At 39.9% G+C, this 21,516-nt stretch carries 20 protein-coding genes and 1 pseudogene; 13 read left to right on the top strand and 8 right to left on the bottom strand.

Annotation, left to right across the window (positions count from 1 at the left end):
* Positions 1-7 precede the first annotated feature (7 nt).
* The 11 genes from M5U24_RS10710 (at position 8) to M5U24_RS10660 (ending at position 7,670) form a co-directional block, all read left to right on the top strand.
* Positions 8-2,902 carry a TaqI-like C-terminal specificity domain-containing protein gene (locus tag M5U24_RS10710; protein WP_298202407.1) on the top strand — a complete coding sequence of 965 codons (2,895 nt, stop codon included), beginning with the start codon at positions 8-10 and terminating at the stop codon, positions 2,900-2,902.
* A 40-nt stretch (positions 2,903-2,942) separates the two neighbouring features.
* On the top strand, positions 2,943-3,860 hold the full coding sequence (locus tag M5U24_RS10705) for a hypothetical protein (protein WP_298202405.1): 918 nt from the start codon (positions 2,943-2,945) through the stop codon (positions 3,858-3,860).
* 274 nt (positions 3,861-4,134) lie between these two features.
* Positions 4,135-4,641, top strand: coding sequence for a hypothetical protein (locus M5U24_RS10700; protein ID WP_298202404.1), 507 nt, complete (start codon positions 4,135-4,137; stop codon positions 4,639-4,641).
* 348 nt (positions 4,642-4,989) lie between these two features.
* Positions 4,990-5,205: a DUF3800 domain-containing protein gene (locus tag M5U24_RS10695; protein WP_157820566.1), complete on the top strand. Its 216-nt coding sequence runs from the start codon at positions 4,990-4,992 to the stop codon at positions 5,203-5,205.
* 50 nt (positions 5,206-5,255) lie between these two features.
* The gene (locus M5U24_RS10690; RefSeq protein ID WP_099325598.1) at positions 5,256-5,453 is read left to right on the top strand and encodes a hypothetical protein; all 198 of its coding nucleotides are present in this window, start codon (positions 5,256-5,258) and stop codon (positions 5,451-5,453) included.
* Positions 5,450-5,704, top strand: coding sequence for a type II toxin-antitoxin system RelE/ParE family toxin (locus tag M5U24_RS10685; protein WP_099325599.1), 255 nt, complete (start codon positions 5,450-5,452; stop codon positions 5,702-5,704). Before M5U24_RS10690 ends, M5U24_RS10685 begins: the two co-directional genes overlap by 4 nt.
* Before the next feature lie 270 nt (positions 5,705-5,974).
* Positions 5,975-6,202 carry a DUF433 domain-containing protein gene (locus M5U24_RS10680; RefSeq protein ID WP_099325600.1) on the top strand — a complete coding sequence of 76 codons (228 nt, stop codon included), beginning with the start codon at positions 5,975-5,977 and terminating at the stop codon, positions 6,200-6,202.
* 117 nt (positions 6,203-6,319) lie between these two features.
* Positions 6,320-6,562 (top strand): hypothetical protein, encoded by a 243-nt coding sequence (locus tag M5U24_RS10675; protein ID WP_169703904.1) that lies wholly within the window; start codon positions 6,320-6,322, stop codon positions 6,560-6,562.
* Positions 6,563-6,755: 193 nt separating this feature from the next.
* A complete protein-coding gene (locus M5U24_RS10670) occupies positions 6,756-7,064 on the top strand; it encodes a hypothetical protein (protein WP_099325602.1) in 309 nt (102 codons plus the stop codon).
* Positions 7,004-7,507 carry a DUF6036 family nucleotidyltransferase gene (locus M5U24_RS10665; RefSeq protein ID WP_099325603.1) on the top strand — a complete coding sequence of 168 codons (504 nt, stop codon included), beginning with the start codon at positions 7,004-7,006 and terminating at the stop codon, positions 7,505-7,507. The genes M5U24_RS10670 and M5U24_RS10665 overlap by 61 nt, the downstream gene beginning before the upstream one ends.
* Entirely contained in the window at positions 7,500-7,670 is a 171-nt protein-coding gene (locus M5U24_RS10660; protein ID WP_157820569.1) for a hypothetical protein, read from the top strand. The genes M5U24_RS10665 and M5U24_RS10660 overlap by 8 nt, the downstream gene beginning before the upstream one ends.
* Positions 7,671-7,871: 201 nt before the next feature.
* Here the strand turns inward: M5U24_RS10660 and M5U24_RS10655 are convergent, their stop codons facing one another.
* The 4 genes and pseudogenes from M5U24_RS10655 to M5U24_RS10640 form a co-directional block, all read right to left on the bottom strand.
* Positions 7,872-9,107 (bottom strand): anhydro-N-acetylmuramic acid kinase, encoded by a 1,236-nt coding sequence (locus M5U24_RS10655; protein WP_099325604.1) that lies wholly within the window; start codon positions 9,105-9,107, stop codon positions 7,872-7,874.
* Positions 9,031-9,249 (bottom strand): annotated as a pseudogene (locus tag M5U24_RS10650) (hypothetical protein); the annotation flags it as partial. The gene M5U24_RS10655 and the pseudogene M5U24_RS10650, both read right to left, overlap by 77 nt.
* Before the next feature lie 55 nt (positions 9,250-9,304).
* Positions 9,305-9,742 carry a universal stress protein gene (locus tag M5U24_RS10645; protein ID WP_099325605.1) on the bottom strand — a complete coding sequence of 146 codons (438 nt, stop codon included), beginning with the start codon at positions 9,740-9,742 and terminating at the stop codon, positions 9,305-9,307.
* Positions 9,743-9,758: 16 nt separating this feature from the next.
* Positions 9,759-12,011, bottom strand: a complete 2,253-nt coding sequence (locus tag M5U24_RS10640; RefSeq protein WP_099325606.1) for a cation:proton antiporter — start codon at positions 12,009-12,011, stop codon at positions 9,759-9,761.
* A 760-nt stretch (positions 12,012-12,771) separates the two neighbouring features.
* Between M5U24_RS10640 and M5U24_RS10635 the strand changes: the two genes are divergently transcribed.
* Both M5U24_RS10635 and M5U24_RS10630 read left to right on the top strand, forming a co-directional pair.
* On the top strand, positions 12,772-13,326 hold the full coding sequence (locus M5U24_RS10635) for a hypothetical protein (RefSeq protein WP_164995554.1): 555 nt from the start codon (positions 12,772-12,774) through the stop codon (positions 13,324-13,326).
* A gap of 544 nt (positions 13,327-13,870) precedes the next feature.
* The gene (locus M5U24_RS10630) at positions 13,871-14,122 is read left to right on the top strand and encodes a DpnI domain-containing protein (protein ID WP_099325608.1); all 252 of its coding nucleotides are present in this window, start codon (positions 13,871-13,873) and stop codon (positions 14,120-14,122) included.
* Positions 14,123-14,215: 93 nt separating this feature from the next.
* Here the strand turns inward: M5U24_RS10630 and M5U24_RS10625 are convergent, their stop codons facing one another.
* The 4 genes from M5U24_RS10625 to M5U24_RS10610 form a co-directional block, all read right to left on the bottom strand.
* Complete coding sequence (locus M5U24_RS10625; protein WP_099325609.1) at positions 14,216-14,653, bottom strand: universal stress protein; 438 nt, start codon at positions 14,651-14,653, stop codon at positions 14,216-14,218.
* 16 nt (positions 14,654-14,669) lie between these two features.
* Positions 14,670-17,762 carry a cation:proton antiporter gene (locus M5U24_RS10620; RefSeq protein ID WP_099325610.1) on the bottom strand — a complete coding sequence of 1,031 codons (3,093 nt, stop codon included), beginning with the start codon at positions 17,760-17,762 and terminating at the stop codon, positions 14,670-14,672.
* Between the two features lie 453 nt (positions 17,763-18,215).
* Entirely contained in the window at positions 18,216-18,587 is a 372-nt protein-coding gene (locus M5U24_RS10615; protein WP_197705191.1) for a universal stress protein, read from the bottom strand.
* 69 nt (positions 18,588-18,656) lie between these two features.
* Positions 18,657-21,155 (bottom strand): cation:proton antiporter, encoded by a 2,499-nt coding sequence (locus M5U24_RS10610; RefSeq protein ID WP_298202396.1) that lies wholly within the window; start codon positions 21,153-21,155, stop codon positions 18,657-18,659.
* Positions 21,156-21,516: the final 361 nt, after the last annotated feature.

Raw genomic sequence — 21,516 nt, 5'->3', positions numbered from 1 at the left:
ACACTTTTTGCGAGAGCTTTTTGAAAAAAGGCACGGCGACTATAAAAATTTCTTTAATGACATTCTGGAACCACTCTTTTACGAAGCCTTGCGTAACGACCGCAGTCATGATGATCACTATTACAGCCAGTTTAACTGCAAAATCCCCTTCTTAAACGGTGGTCTTTTTGATCCCATTGGCAACAATGGCGGATACAACTGGGTACATAACGATATCTGTCTGCCGGACAGCCTATTCTCTAATAAAAATAAAACCAAAGAAGGCGATGAGGGTAATGGTATTCTGGATATTTTTGACCGTTACAATTTTACTGTTAGAGAAGATGAACCACTGGAAAAAGAGGTTGCCATTGATCCTGAACTTCTGGGCAAGGCGTATGAAAAGTTTAATGCAGTCCGTCCTGACAACTTTGAGGAATATGAAAAAGCGTTAAAGAGCGGTAAAAAAGGTGAAGAAAGCAAATTCAACAAGCAATATGGCGTTTATTACACACCCCGTGAGATTGTCCACTATATGTGCCAGCAGAGCCTGATCAATTACTTGCACACAGAATTGATCGCTTCCAACCCTGACAGGGTTCCAAACCCTGTCAGGGTTAAAGATATCGAAACCCTGATACACTTCGGCGAGCAGGTTAGCGAAAATGAAGAAATAGCATTGATCAAAGAACAAATAATCTTAGAGGGTAAACAGAAATCTTCTGATTACAAATCAAAACTACCCGAAAGCATACGCAAGAATGCCGTATTAATTGATCAGAAACTGGCGGACATCACCGTCTGCGACCCGGCAGTTGGCTCAGGCGCCTTTCCCGTTGGTATGATGAGCGAAATTGTAAAGGCGAGAAATGCGCTAGCACCCTTTATTGTAACTCAAGCTTCCCTATCTGCGTGTGTAGACGCACAGGCAGGCAGCTTGAGCCCAGGAACCCTGTCAGGGTTAAGGTTAGATACGCCAAGAACAACCTATGATTTCAAACGGCAATGCATCGAAAAATCTCTTTACGGCGTGGATATTGACCCCGGCGCGGTAGAAATTGCAAAACTTCGGCTGTGGCTATCGCTTGTTGTGGATGAAGATGACATAAAAACCATCAAACCGCTACCCAATCTGGATTATAGAATTATGCAAGGCAACAGTCTGATTGAGATTCTAAACAACGAATTTTTTGATGTGGCATTTAATCAAGAGAAGAAGGCACTTATAGAGCAACTTAAAAAAGCAAAGGACGAACTTTTTGCAATTTCAACTCCTTCATTAAAAGATGCAAAGCGAAAAGAAATTGAGGCATTGATTGCCAAAATTATTGAGCATGACAAAAAGGCAGCAATAGAAAAAATAAATTTAGAAATTCGTAGTAAGAAGGAACAAGGCAAGTTGTTTAATGATAAAATAATAGAAGAAGTAAATAGTAAGAGGATATTAGAATTAGAGGGAAAAATTCAAAAAATAAAAGACCTTAAAATCCCAGGACCATCAGAACATTTTGAATGGCATCTTAATTTTGTCGAGGTTTTTCTCGAAAAAGGAAGATTTGATATTGTGATTGCAAATCCACCTTATTTACGCATTCAAGAAATCCAGAAAAATACTCCGGAACTAGCTGGAAAACTTAAGGATTGTTACTTATCAGCATCAGGCAGCTTCGATATTTATGCCTGTTTTGTTGAATTGGGAATAAGGTTAATGCATGATAGCGGTAACATTGCTTATATATTACCGCACAAGTTTTTCCAGGCATCTTTTGGGAAGAACCTACGAAAATTAATTTCCTCACAAAAGCTTTTACGAAAAATTGTAGATTTCGGTAGTAGTCAGGTATTTGAATCAGCAACAACATATACGTGCCTTCTGTTTTTATCTTCTCAAAATAAGAATTTCAAGTTTGCGGAACTGAAACCAAATACAAAATTAGACGATTTAAATGATGTATTTGCGTCTATAAATAGCAATAATGACTTGCGTTCAGAAAATGTAGATGTTGCAATCATATCAAATAATACTGTGACAGAAAAAGAATGGCACTTTTCTGCAAGTAGTGCTGGAAATATCCTGTCCAAATTGAAGCAACAGCCAAGAACACTTGCTGATATTTGTGAAAAGATTTTTGTCGGTTTGCAAACAAGTGCTGACAAAATATATTTTCTTGAGCATATCTCAGAGAAGGATGGTGTGATAAATGCCTTTTCTAAGTCGCTCGATCGGGAAATCTCTATTGAAAAAGAAATTGTTAAACCATTATTAAAAGGTGCGGATGTTCATCGTTATTCAAAGTTACAGCCTAAAATATGGTGTATTTTCCCGTATGAACTGAAGAATAATAAGGTATTCCTTTATTCACAGAAAGAGATAAAGAGAAAATTCCCTTTAGCATGGAAATATTTACTAGAGAATAAGAATGAACTAGAAAATAGAGAGCATGGGAGATTTAAAAAAAATTGGTGGTGTTTCAGTAGACCGCAAAATTTAACAGAATTTGAAAAGATGAAGATTCTTACACCAGATATTGCTTCAAATTGTCAAATGACAATTGATGATAAAGGTCTTTACCATACAACAACAGTGTACAGTTTTGTTTTTAAAGAAAACGGTAAAGAATCATCGAAATATTTCTTAGCCTTATTGAATTCAAAGTTATTGTGGTACTTTTTAACAACAACTGGTTCTGTTCTTCGCGGAGGCTTTTTTAGATTTAAAACAAACTATTTATTGCCTTTCCCCATCCCGAAAGAGCTTTCACAAAGCGAGCAAAAGCCTTTTATTGCCGTTGTTGATCAAATCCTCATCACTAAAAAGAAAGACCCAAGCACCGACACGTCAGCGATGGAAAGGCAGATTGACCAAATGGTTTACAAACTCTACGACCTCACGCCGGAGGAGATTGCGATCGTTGAAGGGTAAAAGATGAACAAAAAAAGGAACTATTACATCTCCTAAAGATATGAATAAAATACTTGATAAATTACATCACATGTCTAAAATTCCCAGGCATGGTACAGACTGTTATAAGCAATGGCTTGAACAGAAAGATTTTTTGCAGTTTCTTTTAGATACAAGCCATGGAGATATTCCTTTATATGTCTCTTATAAAGAAAGCTATATTTATTCTGTATTTCTACCGCAAAACTGTCTGCGGGGGAATTATATTGACGATTTAATGAATTGGAACTGCTTCCCTGACAGTTCATGGGGATACAGTTATTCTTATGGTAAAAAGGAAAGGGCAATAGATATTTCTCTTTTGCATCCTTTCGATTCTTCCGGGTCAAAATTATTAAAGAATGCAACCCCTATAACTTTTCTAAGGAGTTTTGAAGGCAGAATAGGGCAAAAAAGTTATATAGAGGTTCTTCAATTGTTTACCCATCTTAATGGTTTGCACTTTGTAGAAGAAAAGAATGCCTATTGTCGCTTAAATGAAGATGGAGATATTGAAGAAATTATTAAAATTCATCATACACCGGATGATATTTTAGTTACCATTAAACAAGATGTACTGGATCATCATTTGTTTCTATCTAACTCAGTATTGTTACGACTTTTTGACAGAACTCTTTGCAATAACTGGATAAAATCTAGCGCAGAAACCCGGAATAAATCTAATTTTTCTGATAAAAAGAATAAAATATATGCTCGACAAGGTATTGCGTATGATAAAGAATGTCTGCCCACTGCGGGCTGGCTGAGAGGATTTCAAATCATACGAAATTATCAGCCACGCAAAAAGATGATAAAGATTTTAACCGATGGACATTCAAAACCTCAAAAGTATGAAGAGTTTATTGCCCATGATTGGAAGCGTAAGAAAATTGCGTCTTTTTCCTGTGACCCCAAAAAAACTGGACAATTATTTTGTTGAATCAGATAAACCTTTTGAGACATCTCCTGTGTTTTTAAACCAGATGTCCTTTTAAAGTATAAACAGAATCCAGAAAAATATACTCTCGAACAACGAAGTATACATTGTAGGGAGAGTTGGAGTTTAAAAACATACGATATTAACGAAGCGGGCCAAGTCCATACCTATTTGATTTACTTGGGGAGATCTTCCGCATTCAGAACAACTTCATTGGAAGTCTTATAATGAGAAACCAAAGGCTAAAATATCCAGGAGAGCTTTTACAACAGATTTCATGGGGAAGTGTGATTTATCGTATGAGCCTTTATCTGCATTAAAAAAAGCTCTAAAAGATTTAGAGGAAGAAAAACCAGATTTATGGTCATGTTCAGATGGAAAACTAAATCAGCAACTCCACTATCCGGTTACTGATTCACTGAAAGAATGGATAGACGAAATTCATACATTGGATAAGCTTGTAGTTGAAGGGCTTAAAAAACCGTATTTAAGGAATATAGCGATATCATTGAATTGTTATGACAATAAAGTGGGCACTATAAAACTACTAAAAAAGATTCTTGAGACAAAAGAAATTGATAGTCATGAAATCAACGAAATCATATCCCCTTTGGAAGATATTCATTTTTTGAGAACAAAGTTAGCTGGGCATAGCTCTGGAAAAGAAGCAGATAAAATCAGAAAAGATCTAATTGCAAAGCATGGAGACCTAAGAAAGCATTTTCGCAACCTTGTTGAAAAAACTGATAAAAGCATAAAAGGGATGAAACGAATCCAACTATAAGCGTACGACAAGGGAATCGAATCTTTCCATAGTCACACCTTGATTAGTGATTATAATGTTGAGTATTCATAACTGTTTTAAGTTTTTTTGGCGCATCTTTGCTATCATGAAAGAGGATTATCTGCAAAACATGAACAAACAAGCCCCGCTAGACAGGCATGTCCGTTATCTAACAAAGCCAAACCAATATGCCTGCCTGAGCGAGGATGTTCACAGACATGTCCACGATTTGAAAAACACATTGACCCCATTAGATGTTTACTATCTAACGGGGCTGTCCAAATGGTTTACAAACTCTACGACCTCACGCCAGAGGAGATTGTGATTGTGGAGGGAAAATAAACAGGATTGATTTATCATATCTATTGTGACGAAAGCAGGCAGTCGAAAGATCGCTTTATGGTAATAGGCGGCGCAATTATTCCATCGGATAATGTAGAGCCGTTTAATAAAACGATGCAGAAATACCGAAATGAACAAAAGATGTTTTCAGAGCTAAAATGGTCAAAAGTAACCAATCAGAAACTTACCGAATACAAAGGTTTAATAAATAATATAAATTGATATAATGCTTATATCTTATTCTATCATTGCTTGAAAGAGGATGTATTTAAATGCGGGAATTGAAAGTGCCCGTATCGGCAGATGAAATTATAGAAGCGGTGAAAAAGATGAAAAAAAGCGACAGGGAGGCTTTTGTTGAGGATCTACTGGCTATAACTTCTCCTGAGTATTTACAGAGCATTAAAGAAGCAAGGGCAGGCTACAAGACAGGCAAGACAAAATCCCATAAAGAGATTTTTGGAAAATGAACTATAACCTTGTTTATACTTACAGGGCAGAGAGGGACATAAAGAAACTGGATTCTTCGATAAAAAACCGTATCGGGAATGCCCTTTTAAAACTTCGGGATAATCCCTTATTATATTCTGAAAAACTGAGTGACCCTGCACTTGGGACATACAAATTCAGGATGGGAGATTACAGGGTAATCTTTGATATTGAAGGCAGCGAGTTGTTATTCTCAGAATTGGCCATAGAAGGGAAATTTATAAAAGATTGATATAACCCTTAGCTCCCACTCAATCCATCCTTGCCAAAACCTTCCGCGGCGAACGCTGGGAGTGATTAAAGGGAAGAATCATTCAAAATGACAAGTTATATTTGAAGGGAAAAGTTCAAAGGCGAATCTTTTCTATCAAGAAAGACGAGTATTACTTGCAAAACATGGATAAGCAATTTGAGAAAACAGTTAGTGGGTTTGTTATAATATAATAAGAAAAGTAATTAGAGTACTGAGCGTACGTTTTAAAATAGAAAGGAATTACGTAAAATGAATACGGCAATTGAGAGAATAGCGATTGATCCAAAGATATGCAGTGGAAAACCCTGTATTAAAGGCACAAGAATACCAGTACATATAATACTTGACCTTCTTGCCGCTGGAGAAGATTTTGATGGTATAAAAAAGGCATATCCCAATATTACGGATAAAGATATTAGGGCATGCCTGAATTATGCAGCAGTTCTTGCTGATGAAGAAGCCGGGGTTACGGCGTGAAGATTTTTGCCAATGAAAACCTCTTTGAGCCAATTATTGATTATTTAAGGTCTTTAGGGAATGATGTGCTGAGTATCAGAGACTGCGGTCTTTCCGGTATTTCTGATGATGAGGTATATGAGATGGCGTGCAAGGAAAACAGGGTCATTATTACCATGGACAAAGACTTCACAAGAATATTCAGATTTCCTCTCCAAAGATGCGGGGGGAATTGTTGTTGCTAAAATTTATAAAAGACCTGTTGATGAGACGCTCACAATATTCAGAAAATATTATCAGTCTATCAAGGCGGAGGACGTAAAAGAAAATCTGGTTATTATTACCCCGGAAGGTGTACGGATAAGAAGGTCAGCAAGATGACGAACGACTTCCAATTCTCCCTTACTCTTGTTACCCAAACCCCTGCTGTAAAAGAATAACATTTCTTTTTATCCCGCTTTGATAAACCAGGGGGGGCGTGCCTTGATCAGAGATTATAATGTTGAGTATTCATGACTGTTTTAAGTTTTTCTGCGCATATTTGCTCTCATGAAAAGAGGATTATCTGCAAAACATGGACAAGCAAGCCAAAGTCCGCGATTTGGAATGCCAGAGTAATACCAGATGTTTACCGTCTAACGGGGTTGACAAGATTGTCTACAACCTTTACGACCTCGCGCCGGAGGAGGCTGAGATTGTGGAGGGGAAAAAGGGGAAGAATGGGAATAAACAGAGCATACTGTATAAATATTTCATCGAAGTAATGCCATGTGCCGCCTTGCAGAAAATGTTTGGTTTTGAAGTACATCGGAAGGAAAGAATATGTATTATTTTGAGATACTGGAAGGATTGTATAAGAGAGATGTCAGATATCTCATCGTAGGCGGATTGTCCGTCAATCTCTATGGTGTTCCACGGGTAACCCAGGACATAGACATCGTTATTGCTATGAGTAAAGAAAATATTCTTAAGACAACCTCCCTATTGAAAAAATTGGGCTATATTCCTCGCCTGCCCGTAAATCCCGAAGACCTTGCAAACCCCGAGAATGTAAAAGACTGGATAGAAACTAAAAACCTTAAGGCGTTTAGTTTCTATCATAAAAAAGATAATTATAAGGTTGTTGATATTGTGCTTGTTCATCCATTGGATTTCGAAAAATCGTTTATAAACAGAACAATCAAAAAGGCAATGGATATAGACATTTATCTGGCATCAATAGATGATATAATAAAGATGAAAGAATTTAGCGGAAGAAGTCAGGATTTAAGTGATATTGCAATGCTCAGGAAAGTAAGGAAATATCTGGAGGAAGAGAATGGATAAGGGATTTATGTATACACTTGAAGATGAAAAAATAATGGAATATATGAAATTATCCACAGAGGAAAAATTAAAATGGCTGGACGAAATCAACGAGTTTAACAAAATAGTATTAAGTGAACGCGAGAAGGGGTTAAGGGAGAAATTAAGAAAATGCGAAATATAATAAATAAGATGGTAAAATGTAGGAGGGGAATGGGGTCGCACCTTGATTAGTGATTATAACGTTGAGTATTCATAGCGGTTTTAAAGTTTTTGGCGCATATTTGCTATCATGAAGGATGATTATCTGCAAAACATGGACAAGCAGGCCAACGTCCGCGGTCCCGTTAAAATGTTTCGGATAAATCGTGGATGCCTGAACCGGTTATCTGTGTCTCCCGGGGAGAATTTTCCCCAGAACCACCTGTTCCCTTGCCCCCGTTGCATTAGGAACATTGTTGGTGTTTCCCGATATCGTTTCGTTTGCAAGGATGGCAAAGGCGAGGGCTTCTTTGGAATCAGAGGTAATGCCAAACATGTCTATTGGATATACCCTTATGGAAGGGTCAAGGTTTTGCTTAATACATTTTAATAGCGTTTTGTTGTGGCAACCCCCTCCGGAAAGGATTACCTCCGAGATACTATGCCTGTTTAATATCCATTGTTTATAGCTTTCCGCAATCGAGTATGCGGTAAACCATGTAACGGTTGCAAGGATATCCATGTTGTTTATGCCTGCCTTCACGGCATCGTTGTAAATCTTATCTGCGTAGCAGACGCCAAATTCCTCGCGTCCGGTAGTTTTTGGAGGCGGCTTTGACAGGAAAGAATGTCTTTGCAGATTCAACAGGAGTTCCCTGTTTATCTGCCCCTGCGCAGCCAGTATTCCATCTTTGTCAAAGTGCGCAGCGTTGTTTGTAATGCGTTCTGTTATTCTGTCAATGATCATATTGCCGGGTCCGGTGTCAAAGGCGATTACCTCGTTGATATTGCAATCTTTCGGCAGAAACGTAACGTTCGCGATTCCCCCGATATTTTGCAATGAGCGTCCCTTTTCTTTATCCCTGAAAAGAATAAAGTCCGCATATGACACAAGAGGCGCCCCCTGGCCTCCTGCTGCTATGTCTCTGGGGCGAAAATCCGCCACGGTGGTAATGCCTGTTTCATGGGCTATTACGGAAGGTTCTCCGATTTGAAGGGTTGAGCCGGCAGGAGCAATGCCAGGCAGCATGTTGTCATGTGGAGGGGAATCTGAAGACAAACAAGGTATATGATAAATAGTTTGTCCGTGAGACCCGACAAGATCAATATCAAGGAGAGAAATGCCGGATGCATTTGCAATGTTCTTTACTGCTTCCGCAAAGAGTTTTCCAAGGGTGAAGTTTAACCGGCAGATTTTTTCAACCGTACCGGAAGAAGGGTTGCTCGCTTCCAGGACAGCATTGCGAATGTTGTCGGGATAAGGATACGTGGCAAAGGCAAGGACGTTTACTCTGGTGCTTACCCCATTTCCTGAAATCTCAGCGAGGCAGGTATCTATTCCGTCAACGGAGGTTCCGGACATAAGCCCTACAACCTTCTTTGTAGTCTTTCCCTTTAATCGTAAAAGTTCCGCTAACATTTATTAATTCTTTTTGTTTAACTATTTTATCAAATGTCGTCGGTTCTATTCGTGTTGCCTTTTGAAGAAGCCGGTAGAAAAGCTTGCCGCGATGTTTCGAGGTTATCCGGTTGAATCTAAACGCATACTCAAAATAATCTAATCCTCAATCCTCAATCTGCAACTTGCAATTAGCCGACTGTAGATTGCTGACTGCCTTACCCTCTTATGCACAAGACGGGGCAAGGGGCATTTCTTATCACATTCTCTGTCACGCTGCCAATAAACATATGAGAAATGCCCGTACGGCCGTGAGTACCCATAACTATAAGATCTACCCCCACATCGCGGGCTGCTTTTAAAATCTCTTCGAAAGGAACACCCGCTCTCATCAGTATTTCAACATTTATACGATGCCTTATTTCTTCAGGAATACTGCTCCTCAATTTCTGTTCTATCTCTGCATCCGTTTCCGCAGTACGGTTTAACTCAGCGTCAAATTTAAGCCCGCCATAATCAGAGGTATGCTCTTCATGGACATGCATAAGATAAAGCACGGCAGCATCCTTGATCGCCAATTTCTCCGCATATGCAAGCGCATTCATGGAACAATCTGAATAATCTATGGGACAAAGAATTTTCTGATAGTGAATCATTTTTACCTCGGAGTATTCAGTTTAACACTGCCCCTTCTAATTCCTTTTTTCTTTTAGTAACAGGAAGAATCTCAGGAGAACAGCCTTTCTTTAGCAAGATGTTTCTTAAAAGAGAGGGGCATATGATGGAAGTAAATACAATTGCCATAATAACAGAGGAAAATACCGTATCACTTAACGTTCCCATATCCCTGCCAAGTCCTGCCAGAATTAATGTCCCCTCCATCTTTGTCGCCATCCCTATGCCTATGGCCAGACGGTTTATACCTTTCTCAATCGGGCAAACACTGCAAAACATCTTTCCGATAACGGCAGCGCCTGTTATGGCAAGGCCGAGGAGGAGGGCATTTAGATTGAAAAAACTCCCCAGTTCTACCTGTGCCCCCACCCGAACAAAAAGTATCGGTACGAGGAGCATATAAAATGGTCTTATAAACGATTCAACATTACGATGTTCCCCATCATCAGAGTTCCATAACTTCACATTCCGCAGGAATAAACCTGCAACAAATGCGCCTATTACCGTGTGGAGTCCTACAGACCCAAACATAAAGGCTAACAAAAGGGATAAAATTACCACTATGGGTATATTTAAACCCTCCGTAAGCCTTTTCGTGAGAAAATTCCCAAACTTATCACCATATTTTACGATAACAATCAAACTGATTATCAGAGAAGTGATTGCTATGCCAAAGCTGAGGGACATACCTACGAGAGAACCTCCTCCTTTTACAACAAATCCACTTACTACACCGAAGGTTAAAATTACAATAATATCGGTAAGAATAGTAGCACCGGCTATTACCCTTCCTTCCAGGGTATTTATTGCCTTTAATTCGCTCAAAACCGCAAGTAATAATCCGGTACTCGAATTACAAAGAACGATTGCCAAAAGAAGTTTCGTGCCGCTTGAGATATCCGGAAGGAGAAAATGCCCAACCATAAGTCCCAGCCCTGCAGGGGCTATTATACCGCCCAGACATACCAGGAGAGAAGATGTTCCTACCCGTAATAATGCCCTGAGGTCTGTATTGAGACCAGCGGTAAAAAGAAGTATCAACGTTCCAAAGTATGATATCATCTTTACGAATGGCATAGTCCTGAGAAAATCAAAAAAATCCCATCCGGTAAAGGTGATGACGTTACCCAGTATCATTCCTATTATCAGTTTTCCTACTACACCGGGAAGCCGTAACCTCCTTGCCAGCCATTCTGCTATCTTGGCGGCGATAAGTATTATGGCGATGGCAAGGATTACCGCATGGGTTGGATCTTTATGCCATATCTCCCACACATGCCCGGAACCTTCACTTTCTGCTATATCTCCAACTGGTTTTTGCAGAGATATTTCCTCATTGCGAACTGATTGGTACTCGATAGGTAATTTTTCTTCCTGTAAGAGAGAAATACTTTCCTCATCAGGAACAACAGATGATTGTGTACCCTTTTCTTCTTTAACCAATACCATCTCTTCTCCGGGAGAAGGAGTAGAAGGTGTTGACGTAGGCGCGATAGAAAGGGTTTCCTCTTCTTTAACATCCGAAAGCATATCTTTATCGATAACAATATCTTCTTTATCTTCATTGGTAGGAGATGTCTCTTCTGAACTTTCATTATTCGCGACATCAAATTCAGGAAAAGGTCCCTCCTCACGAGCAGTCGCAGGAGAGGGTTCTGGCAAATAAGAAGAGACACCCATCTCTTTTATATCCTGAAACTCGCCCTCGTCGGTATTTACCTGATGGCTAATAGGTGATTTCTCTTCTTCATGAGAAGATGCTTTTCCCTCATCAGGGGTATTTTCCTGCTGTTCGTTATCTACAACCGATGTTTGATCCCCCTTTTCTTCCTCAATTGAGGATACTTCTCCATCGGGGGAAGGATTAGAAAGTATTATCGGGGATGTGACATCATAAATTTCCTCTTCAGTTGCAATTTCCTGACCATCCTCACGAATGGAGGTGTTCTCCTTAAGGGTTTCCCCCTCTGCAGTAACGGTACCAGAAGGAGGAGTTTTCTCTACAACAATAGCCTGAAAGGGTTTTTCATCTAAGGCAGGTGACTGTATTTCGCATTGCTCGATAGGGGCGGATTGTGTCTCTAAAGTCTCTTTTTTATTATTGGCGGGAACTTGCTCCGAATCCTTTGTTATTGAAACTTTTTCTGCTTTTACCTGGGGTAACCAAATTCCATAAAAGTAAAACAAAAAAATTAATAGTATTACGGATGCCCGTTTCAATTTTATAGTATGCATCTGAAAGTTAATCATCGTTAACCCCTATTCAGTTTAAAGCTGACCCTTCTCATTCCTTTTTTTCGGCAGCACTATGCAAACCTTTGCAATGAACACCTTTCTTAAGTGTGTAAGAATGGTCTTAAGATTTTAGGTAACCGCGCACAGGGGATAAAATGGCGTTAAATATAATATTCTAAGCAAGTTATGTATTTTTTATGAAATTCATGAATTAGCCAGCAAATATTTAATGCGCTGAAAATAAGCGCTTTAGCAATTCAAATTTTTTTCTGTAATAAATTCATAATTTATTAAGTACCAATTTAACAGTAACTTAAATACTGTGAACGGTTACGGTTTTAGTAACACTTTCGTTTTTTGAAGAATTCCAATAACAGCGCGACTTGCCGTATTAAAAAGGTAAAAAGGATGGTATAGAGGCGGAGCATTTGCTGTAAACGGATGTTGTTCGTTCCTCACTTGAAACACCTAAGCCCACTAAATTCAAATAGTGCGACGGACCTCGTCACACTACAAAGGACTTTTTCCCGTTTCAAAAGGCTAAGGTGTTACAGGTTTTATGATTGTTCCTGCGTGGTTTTTGTAGTTATTGGCAATTGCAGCAAGCAATATTCAGTATACTTTCGTTTACATATTTGTCAAGAAAATGTAAATATAGGTTTACACATGGGAGGGTATTTTGTATCATAGTGTTGTCGTTGCACCAAAATACTTAAGACAATGAGAAAAGGCATTAATCGATTTACTTATTTTCAATAAAAGGTAATCACTCAAAATGAAAAAATACATTTCTTTTATCGCCTTTGTAATAAGTCTGTCTTTTTTATTAACGGGATGTACAGGGTTTTCCAAAAAAATTAACGAAATCCAAAAGGAACAAGAAGAACATGCTGCACTCGTTAATAAGAAGATTCAAGACCATGGGCAAATACTTTCAAATTTACAATCTTCCTGCCAAAATATTGAAGGACAAATTGAAGAACTTTCACAAAAAGCCACTAATACGGACAGCGATTATTCAAAACTTCAAACAGCACTGGATACCCTCAATAATAAAATTGAGACAAGAGGTAATTTCCTTGATACTATTTACCCGAAAATCCAAAAACGCATCGATGATCTTGAAATAAAGGTAAATACCCTTCTCGAGATAGAGCATGATTTACAAACTAAGATTACCGCACTTCAATCACAGTTGTCTGATATCTCGTCTGAAACAAAACAATATGATACTAGTTATGATGAGCTGGGCTACTCGAATAGGTGGCTAAGAAACCTTTCTAATAAAAAAGGGCAACAGGAGGAGGTTCAGAAACAAGAAAGGAAATAGTGGGGAAGAACTAACGGAATAGAAAGGAAGATAACGAGGTCACACATTAGAAGGTTTTAAAATAAAACCTGACTTAATAGGATTTTCATATAGCACTAAGACACTTTTAAGCCGATTTCGGGGCAGAAACTCGATGGACGATTTTTGTTTTTGTCCGTCAACGAATAGACCGCACAATGACAGAGCAATATCGTTGTGCGGCCTTTTTTTTGGTTTGCATATTTGCGATATTTGCGTTAGCCCGACTTTCGCAACTCAATGGGTAGATAAATCGCTAAGCCAGTAAATACAAGAGGTCCTCTGCTTCGGTGCAAGGGTCATCGGCGCAGATAAGCCCCTCGATATATTTACTATGGAGACAAACATGGCGTCCATTTCGCCACTATTTATCCAACATACCGCCAGTCCTTATGTTTAAATTTAAAGAGAAGGATATTTGATTGAAGCATTAGTTGTTGTACGTCTCTAATTATGTGAGAATTAGCCGGTCAAGTGAATGCCCCAATTATCAATATTTAATATGTGACTCTAAAAATCCCCTAAAATGAATTTAAGTTTCAATACAAAACTAGCAGAAGGATATTCTAGCAATTCGCAAATTGCAAGAGTATTAACTGAAAATTGGGTTAAAGAAAATTCTTATTGTCCTTGTTGTGGTAATTTTCCATTGAGTGAATTTAAAAACAATAGCCCTGTAGCTGTCTTTTATTGTCTTAAATGCAGCGAAGAATTTGAATTGAAAGGAAATAGACTCGAAGTGTCTCCTGAATTTGCTCAGGTTTGCGTTGTGGCTTAAACTATCATGTGATAGTAATTTTAATTTTCCATGCGGATAGAAGTGATAGTTCCAACATCAGCCAACATGGCACCGTCTTTGTCCCAATGATAACTACCCTCTTATGCACAAGACGGGGCAAGGGGCATTTCTTATCACATTCTCTGTCACGCTGCCAATAAACATATGAGAAATGCCCGTACGGCCGTGAGTACCCATAACTATAAGATCTACCCCCACATCGCGGGCTGCTTTTAAAATCTCTTCGAAAGGAACACCCGCTCTCATCAGTATTTCAACATTTATACGATGCCTTATTTCTTCAGGAATACTGCTCCTCAATTTCTGTTCTATCTCTGCATCCGTTTCCGCAGTACGGTTTAACTCAGCGTCAAATTTAAGCCCGCCATAATCAGAGGTATGCTCTTCATGGACATGCATAAGATAAAGCACGGCAGAGTCCTTTATTGCCAATTTCTCCGCATATGCAAGCGCATTCATGGAACAATCTGAATAATCTATGGGACAAAGAATTTTCTGATAGTGAATCATTTTTATCTCGGAGTATTCAGTTTAACACTGCCCCTTCTAATTCCTTTTTTCTTTTAGTAACAGGAAGAATCTCAGGTGAACAGCCTTTCTTTAGCAAGATGTTTCTTAAAAGAGAGGGGCATATGATGGAAGTAAATACAATTGCCATAATAACAGAAGAAAATACCGTATCACTTAACATTCCCATATCCCTGCCAAGTCCTGCCAGAATTAATGTCCCCTCCATCTTTGTCGCCATCCCTATGCCTATGGCCAGACGGTTTATACCTTTCTCAATCGGGCAAACGCTGCAAAACATCTTTCCGATAACGGCAGCGCCTGTTATGGCAAGGCCGAGGAGGAGGGCATTTAGATTGAAAAAACTCCCCAGTTCTACCTGCGCCCCCACCCGAACAAAAAGTATCGGTACAAGGAGCATATAAAATGGTCTTATAAACGATTCAACATTACGATGCTCCTTATCATCAGAGTTCCTTAGCTTCACATTCCGCAGGAATAAGCCTGCAACAAATGCGCCTATTACCGTGTGGAGTCCTACAGACCCAAACATAAAGACTAATAAAAGTGATAAAATTACCACTATGGGTATATTTAAACCCTCCGTAAGCCTTTTCGTGAGAAAATTCCCAAACTTATCACCATATTTTACGATAACAATCAAACTGATTATCAGAGAAGTGATTGCTACGCCAAAGCTGAGGGACATACCTACGAGAGAACCTCCTCCTTTTACAACAAATCCACTTACTACACCGAAGGTTAAAATTACAATAATATCGGTAAGAATAGTAGCACCGGCCATTACCCTTCCTTCCAGGGTATTTATTGCCTTTAATTCGCTCAAAACCGCAAGTAATAATCCGGTACTCGAATTACAAAGAACGATTGCCAAAAGAAGTTTCGTGCCGCTTGAGATATCCGGAAGGAGAAAATGCCCAACCATAAGTCCCAGCCCTGCAGGGGCTATTATACCGCCCAAACATACCAGGAGAGAAGATGTTCCTACCCGTAATAATGCCCTGAGGTCTGTATTGAGACCAGCGGTAAAAAGAAGTATCAACGTTCCAAAGTATGATATCATCTTTACGAATGGCATAGTCCTGAGAAAATCGAAAAAATCCCATCCGGTAAAGGTGATGACGTTACCCAGTATCATTCCCACTATCAGCTTTCCTACTACAGCAGGAAGCCGCAACCTCCTTGCCAGCCATTCTGCTATCTTGGCGGCGATAAGTATTATGGCGACGGCAAGGATTACCGCATGGGTTGGATCTTTATGCCATATCTCCCAGCCATTACCTGAATCTTTCCCTTTTTTCACTGCGGCTATGCGGCGTTCTCCTGAAGCTATTACCGTTGTGGATTCACCAGCATCCTTTCTCGGCGGTTCCGTATCTCTATCTTCCTTCCCCTGTAAAAAACCTTCAAGAGGCGTAGAAGGCAACCTCTCCACGGAGGCATTTGGGGAGGACTTACTTCCTCCATAAGGCGACGGCTCCTCCTTTTCTCCTGTAATCAGTGATTCTTCCACGTCAACGGATGCAGCGGAATATGTCGGCGTAGGTGCAGGCGCAGGCGTGTCGGAGAGGACACTTTTTTCTTCTGTATCTCTGTGATTTTCCGTAAGAATACTATGCTGCGGCGGAACTTCCCCTATTGATGATTCATCTCTTGTATGCTCTTCTGTTCCATGAGGAGTTTCGTTTTCAATAGGAATCGCCTGAGATAATTCTCCTTCCGGCGATGGCGTGTGGATTTCTCTTTCTTCCTCAATCAAAGATTGCCCATGGACAGTGGGTGTAACAGGTAGAATCGGCATTGGTGTAACAAGTGTATTATCTTGTGCCGTGGTATCCGAAAGTGCCTCTTTTGCAAGAATATCAGTATCGCTGCGACTCCCTGTAGTGATGGCATGCTGTGGCGGAACCTCTTTTATTGATGATTCTTCTTCAGGATGCTCTTCTGTTCCATGAGGAGTTTCGTTTTCAATAGGAATCGCCTGAGATAATTCTCCTTCCGGCGATGGCGTGTGGATTTCCCTTTCTTCCTCAATCAAAGATTGCCCATGGACAGTGGGTGTAACAGGTAGAATCGGCATTGGTGTAACAAGTGTATTATCTTGTGCCGTGGTATCCGAAAGTGCCTCTTTTGCAAGAATATCAGTATCGCTGCGACTCCCTGTAGTGATGGCATGCTGTGGCGGAACCTCTTTTATTGATGATTCTTCTTCAGGATGCTCTTCTGTTCCATGAGGAGTTTCGTTTTCAATAGGAATCGCCTGAGATAATTCTCCTTCCGGCGATGGCGTGTGGATTTCCCTTTCTTCCTCAATCAAAGATTGCTCATGGCCAGTGGGTGTAACAGGCAGAATAGGCATTGGTGTAGCAATGGTATTATCTTGTGCTGTGGTATCCGAAAGTGCCTCTTTTGCAAGAATATCAGTATCGCTGCGACTTTCTGTAGTGATGGCATGCTGTGGTGGAACCTCTTTTATTGATGATTCTTCTCCGGGATGCTCTTCTGTTGCATGAGGATCTCTTCTCGCAATAGGAATGGCCTGAGATAATTCTCCTTCTGGCGATGGTGTATGGATTTCTTTTTCTTCTTCAACCAAAGATTGCCCATAACCAGTGGGTGTAACAGAGGGAATCGGTGTTGGCGTAGCTACAATATTATCTCGCCCTGTGGTATCCGAAAGCGCCTCTTCTGCGTGAACAATCGGCCGGTCATCTTTATTGGTGTGTGCTATTTTCTGCGAATACTTATTTTCTGCATGTTCAGAAGTATAGGGTTCTTCTTTTTCAGTTGTGATAACATCGCTATTACTATTCGGCGTCTGAATACCGACGTCTCTCATATCAACCGTTGTGGGGGATGGGTGTTCTATAACAGGCGTTTGAATGGGTTGATTGTCCCCAGCAATAGTTTGTGTCCCATTTTCTTCTACTGCTAAAGAAACCCTTTCTTTTTGAGTGTCGGCATGAATTGGTTGTGAATCGTTGGAAGGTTCCAAATGCTTCGCTTCCAACACTGGCGCACCTAACATATCGGTACAATACAGGGAGATGAATACTATCAGAAAAACCAGGCTGGATTTGTAGCTACTCATGAAAGCATTGTGGGCTAGAGAACTTTCTGCGAGGATAGAATTAAGAACAACAGAATCAATATATTTACATTATAAAACAGGAAACATCTTAAATACAGAAAAAGTTTCGCAAGGGTTCAATATATTTTTAATTGGGGTATTTACCTGAATTTGTTAAGTATTGCTAAATATTTTAATGATTTTGTGTTTTATGCCCTTGATAAATTAATTTTTTTTTTTTTTTTTTTTTTTTTTTTTTTTTTTTTTGGGGGGGGTTTTTTTTTTAAGATTTAAATTTTTTTAAAACCTTTTGACTTTTATCAAATGTCGTCGGTTCTATTTGTGTTGCCTTTTGAAGAAGCCGGTAGAAAAGCTTGCCGCGATATTTCGAGGTTATCCGGTTGAATCTAAACGTATACTCAAAATAATACAATCCTCAATCTGCAATTTGCCGACTGTAGATTACTGACAGCCTTACCCCCTTATGCACAATACAGGACAAGGGGCGTTTCTTATCACCTTCTCTGCCACACTACCAATAAACATATGGGAAATGCCCGTACGGCCGTGAGTACCCATAACTATAAGATCTATCCCAATATCTCTGGCTGCTTTTAAAATCCCTTCACAGGTGTCCCCCGCCCTCATCAATATTTCAATATTTATACAGCACCTTATTTCTTCTGGAATACTGCTAATAAATTTCTGTTCTATCTCTGCATCCGTTTCCTCGGTACGGTTTAACTCCGTGTCAAATTTAAGCCCGCCATAATCAGAGGCATGTTCTTCCTTTACATAAATAAGATAAAGGCCTGGCAGTTTCCCTTGTTGCCAATTTTGCCGCATATGCAAGCGCATTCATGGCACAATTTAAATAATCAACGGGACAAAGGATTTTCCGATAGTGAATCATTTTTACCCCTGTGTATTCAGTTTAACGCAGCCCTTTTTAATTCCTTCTTCTGCTTTTGCAACAGAGACGATGTCTTGTGCGTCGCCCTTCTTCTGCAGGAATGCCCTTAAAAAATAAGGACATATGATAGAGGTAAGCACGATTACCATAATAGCAGAGGAAAATACGGCGCTGTTAAATATTTCCATATCTCTGCCTATTCCTGCAAGTATTAGAGTCCCTTCCATCTTTATCGCCATACCTATGCCTATAGTCAAACGATTTACTCCGCGCTCAATCGGGCAAACGCTGCAAAACATCTTTCCTGCAATAGCGGCACCCGTTATAGCAAGTCCGAGGATCGCTGTATTTACATGTAAAAAACTCATTAGATCAACCTGCGCCCCCACTTTAACAAAAAGTATTGGCACTATAATCTTATAAAATGGCCTTATAAAAGATTCAATAGTACGATATTCTTCTTCGTCGAATTCGTCGGAATCACTTAGTTTTACATTCCGCAGGAATAACCCTGCAACAAATGCCCCTATTACTGTATGAAGCCCAATTGTTCCAGTCATAAAGGCTAACAAGAGGCACAAAACTATTACAATAGGAATATTTAATCCCTCTTTAGCTCTTTTCGTTAAAAAGCTGCCGAATTTTTCGCTATATCTCAAAATAATTACTAACGCAATGGTAAGGAAAGAAATTGCGATACACACGCTAACTAAAATATGCAGGAAAGAATTCCCTTCACGAGCGACAAATCCGCTAACGAGGCCGAAGGATAAAATAACCATGATCTCTGTAAGAACGCCGGCACCGATGAGTATCCTTCCTTCCAGGGTATTCATAGCCTTTAATTCGCCTAAAATTGCCGTTAATAATCCCATTCCTGTACTGGCCAAAATAATTGCTAAAAGCATCTTTGTACCATTTGAGGCATCAGGAAGGAAGAAATGCCCTGCCACAAGACCCAGTCCGGCAGGGACGATAATACCGCCCATGCACACCAGTAAAGAGGAAGCCCCTGCCCGTAATAACATCCTGATATCGGTATGAAGCCCTGCGGTAAAGAGAAGTATCAACGTTCCAAAATATGATATCATCTTTAAAAAGGGCATTGTCTTGAGAAATTCGAAAAAATCCCCTCCGGTAAAGATATAGATATTGCCTAACACTAGTCCTGCCAATAGATTACCCACTACCGAAGGCAACTGAACGTTTTTTGCCAGCAATTCTCCTATCTTGGCAGCAATAAGTATTATGGCGATGGCAAGGATCACACTATGGGATGGATCTTTGTGCAATATATCCCAGGCAGGCCTTGAAACTCCCTCTTCTTTCACAGTGTCTAAGCGGTGTTCTTCTGAAGCTATTCCTGTTGTTGATTCATCGGTATCCTTTGTTGGCAGTCCAGCATCTCTCTCTTCATTCACCTGAGAAGAACCTTCAATATGCGTAAACGGCAACAACTCCAAGGGGATAGTTGGCGCTCCGCGTTCTACATCATGCGATGGCTTATCCTTTTCTATCGGAACCAGTGATTCTTCTGTGTGAGCGGATGCAGCAGGATATTCCGGAGTTGGAACAGGCATGGCGGAGAGGACGCCTTTTTCTTCAGCATCTCCCGGAGTCGCTGTAATTATAGCATGCTGCGGCTCAATTTCCTCTATCGATGACTCATCTCCGGGATGCTCTTCTGTTCCATGAGGAGTTTCGTTTTCAATAGGAATCGCCTGAGATAATTCTACTTCCGGAGATGGCGTGTGGATTTCCCTTTCTTCCTCAATCAAAGACTGCCCATGGACAGTGGGTGTAACAGGTAGAATCGGCATTGGTGTAACAAGTGTATTATCTTGTGCCGTGGTATCCGAAAGTGCCTCTTCTGCAAGAATATCAGTATCGCTGCGACTCTCTGTAGTGATGGCATGCTGTGGCGGAACCTCTTTTATCGATGATTCTTCTTCAAGATGCTCTTCTGTTGCATGCGGAGCGCTTATCTCAATAGGAATAGCCTGAGATAATTCTCCCTCTGGCGATGGTGTTGGTGTATGGATTTCCTTTTCTTTTTCAACCAAAGAGTGCCCATAGCCCGTAGGTATAACAGAGAGAATCGGTGTTGGCGTAGCCATGATATTATCTTGCTCTGTGGTATCCGAAAGCGCCTCTTCTGTGGGAACAATCGGCCGGTCATCTTCATTGGGGTGTGCTATTTTCTGCGGATACTTATTTTCTTCATGTTCAGAAATAATATAAGGTTCTTCTTTTTCTGTTATGATATTGTTGCTATTACTATCCGGCGTTTGAATGGGCTTATTGCCCCCTGCAGTAGTCTGTGTACCATTTTCTTCTACCGTTAAAGAATCTCTTTCTTTTTGAGTGTCGATATGGATCGATTGTGAATCATTGGAAGGTTCCAAATGCTTCGCTTCTAATTCCGGCGTACCTAACATAATAACACAGAACAGGGATATGAAAACTATAAGAAAAGCCAGGCTGGATTTGTAGCTACTCATAAAAGCATTATAGGCGAAAAAACTTTCTGCATGGATAGAATTAAGAACAACAGCGTCAATATATTTGCATTATAAAACAGGAAACATCTTAAATACAGAAAAAGTTTAGCAAGGGTTCAATATATTTTTAATTGGGGTATTTACCTGAATTTGTGTAACTATTCAGCGTAAACGATACACGGCTCGTTCCCAAACCTTGTACTGAACATAGTGAAGTATCTGTTTGGGAACGAGTTGCGCTCTTATCTCCGGTAGTTTAATAAATTACACTGAATAGTTACGAATTTGTTAAGTATTGCTAAATATTTTAATGATTTTGTGTTTTATGCCCTTGATAAATTGATTTTAGATGATTATACTA

It is taken from the genome of Candidatus Kuenenia sp., assembly GCF_027493735.1.
GTDB lineage: Bacteria > Planctomycetota > Brocadiia > Brocadiales > Brocadiaceae > Kuenenia > Kuenenia stuttgartiensis_A.
Note: the sequence above shows the minus strand (reverse complement) of the source record. Positions and strands in the feature narration are given on the sequence as shown.

Bases quoted from the DNA above. Each gene is read 5' to 3' on its own strand.
- M5U24_RS10705 (WP_298202405.1), top strand. From the start codon at position 2,943: ATGAATAAAATACTTGATAAATTACATCACATGTCTAAAATTCCCAGG.
- M5U24_RS10700 (WP_298202404.1), top strand. From the start codon at position 4,135: ATGGGGAAGTGTGATTTATCGTATGAGCCTTTATCTGCATTAAAAAAA.
- M5U24_RS10690 (WP_099325598.1), top strand. From the start codon at position 5,256: ATGCGGGAATTGAAAGTGCCCGTATCGGCAGATGAAATTATAGAAGCG.
- M5U24_RS10685 (WP_099325599.1), top strand. From the start codon at position 5,450: ATGAACTATAACCTTGTTTATACTTACAGGGCAGAGAGGGACATAAAG.
- M5U24_RS10680 (WP_099325600.1), top strand. From the start codon at position 5,975: ATGAATACGGCAATTGAGAGAATAGCGATTGATCCAAAGATATGCAGT.
- M5U24_RS10675 (WP_169703904.1), top strand. From the start codon at position 6,320: ATGAGATGGCGTGCAAGGAAAACAGGGTCATTATTACCATGGACAAAG.
- M5U24_RS10670 (WP_099325602.1), top strand. From the start codon at position 6,756: ATGGACAAGCAAGCCAAAGTCCGCGATTTGGAATGCCAGAGTAATACC.
- M5U24_RS10665 (WP_099325603.1), top strand. From the start codon at position 7,004: ATGTATTATTTTGAGATACTGGAAGGATTGTATAAGAGAGATGTCAGA.
- M5U24_RS10660 (WP_157820569.1), top strand. From the start codon at position 7,500: ATGGATAAGGGATTTATGTATACACTTGAAGATGAAAAAATAATGGAA.
- M5U24_RS10655 (WP_099325604.1), bottom strand. From the start codon at position 9,107: ATGTTAGCGGAACTTTTACGATTAAAGGGAAAGACTACAAAGAAGGTT.
- M5U24_RS10645 (WP_099325605.1), bottom strand. From the start codon at position 9,742: ATGATTCACTATCAGAAAATTCTTTGTCCCATAGATTATTCAGATTGT.
- M5U24_RS10640 (WP_099325606.1), bottom strand. From the start codon at position 12,011: ATGATTAACTTTCAGATGCATACTATAAAATTGAAACGGGCATCCGTA.
- M5U24_RS10635 (WP_164995554.1), top strand. From the start codon at position 12,772: ATGAAAAAATACATTTCTTTTATCGCCTTTGTAATAAGTCTGTCTTTT.
- M5U24_RS10630 (WP_099325608.1), top strand. From the start codon at position 13,871: ATGAATTTAAGTTTCAATACAAAACTAGCAGAAGGATATTCTAGCAAT.
- M5U24_RS10625 (WP_099325609.1), bottom strand. From the start codon at position 14,653: ATGATTCACTATCAGAAAATTCTTTGTCCCATAGATTATTCAGATTGT.
- M5U24_RS10620 (WP_099325610.1), bottom strand. From the start codon at position 17,762: ATGAGTAGCTACAAATCCAGCCTGGTTTTTCTGATAGTATTCATCTCC.
- M5U24_RS10615 (WP_197705191.1), bottom strand. From the start codon at position 18,587: ATGCGGCAAAATTGGCAACAAGGGAAACTGCCAGGCCTTTATCTTATT.
- M5U24_RS10610 (WP_298202396.1), bottom strand. From the start codon at position 21,155: ATGAGTAGCTACAAATCCAGCCTGGCTTTTCTTATAGTTTTCATATCC.